This is a genomic window from Bacillus sp. JJ1127, assembly GCF_036965845.1.
GTDB lineage: Bacteria > Bacillota > Bacilli > Bacillales > Bacillaceae_G > Bacillus_A.
Genome location: NZ_JBALQK010000326.1, coordinates 2,976 through 8,298, shown reverse-complemented (window position 1 = coordinate 8,298; position 5,323 = coordinate 2,976). Strand labels below are relative to the sequence as shown.

At 36.1% G+C, this 5,323-nt stretch carries 3 protein-coding genes; 2 read left to right on the top strand and 1 reads right to left on the bottom strand.

Annotation, left to right across the window (positions count from 1 at the left end; genetic code table 11):
- Window positions 1–1,344, bottom strand: a 1,344-nt coding sequence (locus V7183_RS23730) for a putative polysaccharide biosynthesis protein (RefSeq protein ID WP_335361040.1), incomplete at its 3' end; no start/stop codon positions are given.
- 604 nt (window positions 1,345–1,948) lie between these two features.
- Between V7183_RS23730 and secA2 the strand changes: the two genes are divergently transcribed.
- Window positions 1,949–4,315, top strand: a complete 2,367-nt coding sequence (gene secA2 / locus V7183_RS23725; protein ID WP_335361039.1) for an accessory Sec system translocase SecA2 — start codon at window positions 1,949–1,951, stop codon at window positions 4,313–4,315.
- Between the two features lie 11 nt (window positions 4,316–4,326).
- A complete protein-coding gene (locus V7183_RS23720; RefSeq protein ID WP_335361038.1) occupies window positions 4,327–5,208 on the top strand; it encodes an accessory Sec system S-layer assembly protein in 882 nt (293 codons plus the stop codon).
- Window positions 5,209–5,323 lie beyond the last annotated feature (115 nt).

The window sequence follows — 5,323 nt, the reverse complement described above, 5'->3', positions numbered from 1 at the left end:
AGATATAATAATTACAGATAAAAATTCTTTCATTTCAATTGAATAAGCAAGGTATTTTCGTATATAGATATAATTCACAATACAGATTATCATATATGTGACAAATGTACTATACGCCGCTCCATCTATTCCAAACTTTCCAACAAATACTATATTTAATACTACTTTCAGACAGCTTGCCCCAATAACAATCCACGCGGCTTGCATCGAGCGATTAATTCCTTGCAAAATTCCTGTCGATAATACCATAAATGATGTGAAATACGAACTACCAATCATGATAGCTAACATGCCACTTCCTTTTGCATCTGTAAACAATCCAATATTTAATGGAACTGTTAATGCAATCAGCCATATTGTCAACGGCGCGGTGATAACATGTGCGAATTGATTTGTACGCTGCACAATCATCTTCGCCAACTCGATATCCTTTTTTGCTAAAGCTGATGTTAATAACGGAATGAGCGGAAATACGATTGCACTTGAAAAGACAACAATTAATTGCATAAATGCAAACCCGCGGCTATATATACCAAATTGTGCTTGCATTGTAATTGATGATTCATCTAGCACATTTGGAATTGTTATAGAATCAATTAAATTTAAAAGAGGCATGGATAATGCACCAATCGCAATTGGAATCGATACGCGCAGTATCTTTTTCCCGTCCCTCTTGAAGTCTTGAAATGAGTATGCTTTTGTCTTATAACGATATGAACTTTTCACATATGTCCATCTCAAATAAAAAAGTGAACAAAGAACACCTAGAAATGAGCCAACCATCGCTCCGCCCGTTATAACACTGCTACTTTCCTTCAACATGACAAGTGCATAAGCGATTGTTAACATGAAAAACACGCGAACAAATTGTTCAATCACTTGTGATGAACCAGTTGGTACCATATCACCAAACCCTTGAAAGTACCCGCGATATACCGCCATATACGGTGCAAGTAAAAGCGCAAATGATGTAATCACTAATGAAAGCCTAGTCTCTTGTCCCCCAAGCATTTCTGCGATTTGATTAGACCATATGATGATAATGCTAAACCCTAACGTTCCACATATAATACCTATAATAGAAGCGGAAGTAAATAATTTAGCTATTCCTTCTTGATCGTTTTTTTCGTGCAGCTCTGCAACCAATTTTGATATTGCGAGTGGAACTCCTGCTACTGATAAAGTTAAAGCTATCATATACACCGGAAAAACGAGGCGAAAAATTCCAAGAACCTCATCTCCTGCAATATTTTGTAACGGTATTTGAAAGAAACTTCCCAGCAGCTTTGATAAAAAGGTTGTAATTGTTAAAATTGCTGCTCCTTTTACGAACTTTTTATTCATTTTCCTTCTCTTTTCTTTCTATATATATTCCCAATCCATGCAGCTTCATCACAACATACCCTATATATACATGATAATCATCCTAAATTGCCACATGTCCTTTTTTATAAGTTAGGAAGTAAAATTCACACTATTTTCGGTCCAATCGAACAACGATAACTGCCTATAAAAAACCTTATTGACGTATTCTTCCGTCATCAGGAATAAAGTCTTTTCATAAATAGAAGCTTCACTTTACCTCATTAAGTTATCATAACAAATTTCTTATATGTTGAATACTCTCTTTCTTTTTTTCCATTTAAAAAATCCAAATGACATAATCGCTGCAACATGGTCTTATATTTTTGCAATCTATATTTTTGTCCATTTTTCAACATATGAGTCGCTAATAGGCAAAATAAAACATGACATGCACTTACATTTCCCCTTTGTTTTTACCCTTATATGCGGCAGGAAACGGCCCTGAACGCTTCTATGCATGGTCGTCCCCCTAAACGGAACGTTTTTTTTATGCCGGTCTTTCAACTTGTATTTATATACTGTTCCCTTATCGACATGTGCTATAATGAAGCTATTGTTGTTAGTAAGAGGAGTGTTACAAAGCATGCTAAAGTCAGTAAAAAAGCTATTAGGCGATTCGCAACATCGGAAAATAAAAAAATATGAACAACTTGTCGATGAGATTAATAAATTAGAAAAGCATATCGAAACTTTGTCAGATGAAGAGCTATGTCAAAAAACTACTGCATTTAAGGATATGCTTAAAAGTGGAAAAACAGTTGATGATATAAAAGTAGAAGCATTTGCTGTTGTTCGTGAAGCTGCAAAACGTGTACTAGGATTACGTCACTACGATGTGCAGTTAATGGCAGGACTTGTATTATTAGAAGGAAATATCGCTGAAATGCCAACAGGGGAAGGAAAAACACTCGTATCTTCCTTACCAACCTACGTTCGTGCCTTAGAAGGAAAAGGCGTACACGTTATTACAGTCAACGACTATTTAGCAAAACGTGATAAAGAATTAATCGGTCAGGTTCATGAATTTCTCGGCCTACAAGTTGGATTAAACATCCCTAAAATTGAACCAGATGAAAAGAAACGCGCCTATGAAGCTGATATTACATACGGCATAGGAACAGAATTCGGATTCGATTATCTTCGCGATAATATGGAAACTTTATCATCAAGTCAGGTGCAACGCCCGTACCATTTTGCAATTATTGATGAAATTGATAGCGTCTTAATTGATGAAGCGAAAACGCCTCTCATTATTGCCGGCAAAAAATCGAGCAGTTCCGAATTACATTATTTATGTGCCAAAGTTATTAAATCCTTTCAAGACACACTTCATTATACATATGATGCTGAAACAAAATCGTCCAGTTTCACAGAGGAAGGGATTACAAAAATTGAAGATTTGTTTGACATCGAGAACTTATATGAACTTGAACATCAAACATTGTATCATTATATGATTCAAGCATTGCGTGCACATGTTACATTCCAACGGGACGTTGACTATATCGTACACGATGACAAAATTATGCTTGTTGACATTTTCACTGGGCGTGTTATGGATGGACGCTCTTTAAGTGATGGTTTACATCAAGCAATTGAAGCAAAAGAAGGCTTAAAAATTACAGAAGAAAACCAAACACAAGCATCCATTACGATCCAAAACTTTTTCCGTATGTACCCTGCATTATCTGGAATGACTGGTACAGCAAAAACAGAGGAAAAAGAATTTAATCGTGTATATAATATGGAAGTTATTCCAGTTCCAACGAACCGCCCTGTTATTCGTGAAGATAAAAAAGACTCGGTGTACATGACAGCTGATAGTAAATATAAAGCTGTACGTAAAGAGGTTACAAAGAGTCATAAAACAGGACAGCCTGTATTAATTGGAACGATGTCCATCTTGCAATCTGAAATGGTCGCTCGTTATTTAGATGAAGCAAACATACCTTATCAATTATTAAATGCTAAGAGTGCTGAACAAGAAGCAGACTTGATTGCAACAGCTGGACAAAAAGGACAGATCACAATTGCTACAAACATGGCAGGACGCGGAACGGATATTTTGTTAGGTGAAGGTGTTCACGAACTTGGTGGATTACATGTAATTGGTACAGAACGTCATGAATCACGCCGCGTTGATAATCAGTTAAAAGGAAGAGCTGGTCGCCAAGGTGATCCTGGTAGTTCCCAATTTTTCCTTTCATTAGAAGACGATTTAATCCAGCGCTTTGCACAGGAAGAAATAGACAAACTAAAAAAATCATTAAAAGCAGACGATACAGGACTCATCCTTACGCCAAAAGTCCATGATTTTATAAATCGTACACAATTAATTTGTGAAGGCAGCCACTTCGCTATTCGTGAATACAATTTAAAACTAGATGATGTTATTAATGATCAACGTAATGTCGTCTATAAACTTCGTAATCATTTCTTAAATGAAGAGACAAATATGATAGAAATCGCAACACCGATGATCGAGCATACACTCGACGCTATCGCAAAGAACTACCTTCTAGAAGGTATGGTGCCAGAAGAATGGGACTTCGATGCTTTAACAAACGAATTACAGGCTGTTATGTCAACATCAGAGCTGCCGCTATTATCAGCAAACACAATTAACTCGATTGAAGAGTTACATAGTGTATTAGGAGATTCACTTGCGAATCACCTTGATAAAATACAAGCACTTGACGGTCACACAGAATTTGAGCAAGCGTTACGTCAAGTTGGATTACATTTTCTTGATCAAAACTGGATGAACCATTTAGAAGCAATGAATCATTTAAAAGAAGGAATTGGTCTAAGACAATACCAGCAAGAAGATCCAACACGTATTTATCAAAAAGAAGGTCTCGATATTTTCTTATACACATATGGCAATTTTGAAAAGGAAATGTGTTTATATATTGCACGGCATTTAACTGCTTCGCAAAACACATATTGAGGTGAATTTTTATGTTATCATTCTTAAAAAGAGCAAATAAAAAAGGAAAAGATACAACCGTTTCTAGTCATCAATTATTAGGACAAGAAGAAACTACTTCTCAAAATAAAAACGTAAAACCTACGTTATATTTTCACCCTACTTGGGGAGAAGTTGCACAAGAACAAAAGTACATTTACCAATTCTTACATAAAGAGTTACCACAGTTACAAGAAAGTCAAATTTCTTTATCTGGAATTGAAATAGAAAAACAAGACAATGCATACAATGTAATCGCCTTTATTCGCAACAGTGTCTCAGAACCTATTCATCTAGAAAAATTCACATTACTTCTATTAAATAAAGAGGAGCAATTATGCGCACGTAAAACATTCGATTTTTCTGCATTAGGCAATATTCCTTCAAATGTAAATATGCCATGGGTGTTTACATTCGAACAAGAGACAATGACAACTACGGCTCTTTCCCAAACTGACTGGGAACTAGCATTTGAACTAGAAACGCCGCATCGCTTAGATTTGGACCCGACATGGGAATCGCAATTACCTGCAGAAAGTAAAGAAGCGCTACATAAGTTAGTAGCGGATTTAGCACCTCTTAAAGAAGATGAAATTAACTTTTTAGGAATACAGGCGAAGCAAGCTGAAAATGGCGATCTTCATACAACCATTTTAATTCGTAACGGATGTAAGCAAACTATTCAGCTTGAACAGCTCCCGCTACAAATTTTTGATGCTTCAAAACAAGTTGTTGCAAACGGTGCATTTACATTACCAAACCTTGAAATAAAAGCAAACACAACAAAACCGTGGACTTTCATTTTCCCTGCCTCATTAGTAACGCAAAAAGATATGGATTTATCTACTTGGAGAGCAGTCGTACCACAAGATTAATGAAACAAGACATGCTAGGAATCTCGTATTTCCCAGCATGCCTTTTATTAAGTGAAGCTTCCATCACCAATCGGGCTTTTACGGGTTCGAAAATTTCATAAAAAAACGCTATTCT

What these genes read in the sequence shown, in the direction of transcription:
- V7183_RS23720 (WP_335361038.1), top strand. Translation starts at nt 4,327, where the DNA reads ATGTTATCATTCTTAAAAAGAGCAAATAAAAAAGGAAAAGATACAACC.
- secA2 (WP_335361039.1), top strand. Translation starts at nt 1,949, where the DNA reads ATGCTAAAGTCAGTAAAAAAGCTATTAGGCGATTCGCAACATCGGAAA.